Annotated in this window: 1 pseudogene; it reads left to right on the top strand. The window is 68.5% G+C overall.

The features are described from left to right. Positions 1 to 66: 66 nt before the first annotated feature. Positions 67 to 1,267: pseudogene (locus KBY47_RS36135) on the top strand (IS3 family transposase). Positions 1,268 to 1,296 lie beyond the last annotated feature (29 nt).

Here is a 1,296-nt window from a genome sequence, read left to right as displayed (position 1 = left end):
GGGCCTTGACCCTTGATCCTGGACACACGAGACACTGGATCCTGAGGATCTGAGAACGGACATCTCGTGGTCATGAAGAACTATCCGCCACAGTTCAAAGCGGACGCGGTCGCGCTGTACCAGTCGCGGCCCGAGGCGACGATCAGGCAGGTCGCCGCCGATCTGGGGATCAACCCCGAGACCCTGCGGAACTGGGTCCGAGCGGCCGGTGCGAGCCGGCCCCGGGGCGCCGGGCGGAGGTGCCTGCCGAGCCGCCGACGCCGTTGGAGGCGGAGAACGCCGCTCTGCGGAAGAAGGTCCGTGAGCTGGAGGAAGAGCGCGAGATCCTGCGGAAGGCGGCGAAGTATTTCGCCGGGGAGACGCGCTGGTGAACCGCTTCCAGTTCGTCGCCGACCATCAGCGCCGTTACGGCGTGAAGCGGCTGTGCACCATCGTGGGCATCGCCCGCTCCAGCTTTTATTACTGGCGTCGGACGGCCGCGGATCGGGCCGTCCGGCAGGCGGCCGACGCCCGCCTCGCCGCCCGGATACGGGCCGTGCACCACGAGTCGGACGGCACCTACGGCGTTCCCAGGATCACGGCCGAGCTCCGCGAGGCGGGCGAGCGCGTCAACCACAAGCGGATCGCGCGGTTGATGCGGGCCGCCGGTCTGGCGGGCGTGCGCTTGCGCCGCAGGCACCGCACCACGGTCGCGGACCCGGCCGCGGCGAAGGCCCCGGATCTCATCGGCCGCGACTTCACCGCGTGTGAGCCGAATACGAAGTACGTCGGCGACATCACCTATCTCCCGCTGGAGGGCGGGAAGTTCTTGTATCTGGCCACCGTCATCGATCTCGCCTCACGCCGCCTGGCCGGCTGGGCGATCGCGGACCACATGCGCACCGGCCTCGTCATCGACGCCCTGTCCGCCGCCGAACGGACTCGCGGCAGCCTCTCTGGGGCAGTCATACACACCGATCACGGAGCCCAGTACACCAGCCGGGCCTTCGCCGACGCCTGCCGCCAGACCGGCGTCCGCCAGTCCATGAGCGCGATCGGCAGCTCGGTGGACAACGCGCTCGCCGAGTCCTTCAACGCGACGTTCAAACGCGAGACCCTTCAGGGCCGAAAGCACTGGCCCAGCGAACGCGAGGCCCGTCTCGACGCGTTCCGCTGGCTGCACCGCTACAACACCCGACGCCGTCATTCCCACCTCGGACAACGCAGTCCCATCGCCTACGAGGCAGCACTCGACACAACATCAACTACCCTCGCCCAAGCCGCATAGCCCGTGTCCAAGATTCCGGGTCAAGGCCC

The sequence above is a fragment of the Streptomyces sp. B93 genome, from assembly GCF_018070565.1.
Classification (GTDB): domain Bacteria; phylum Actinomycetota; class Actinomycetes; order Streptomycetales; family Streptomycetaceae; genus Streptomyces.
This window is presented reverse-complemented; position numbering and strand designations above follow the sequence as displayed.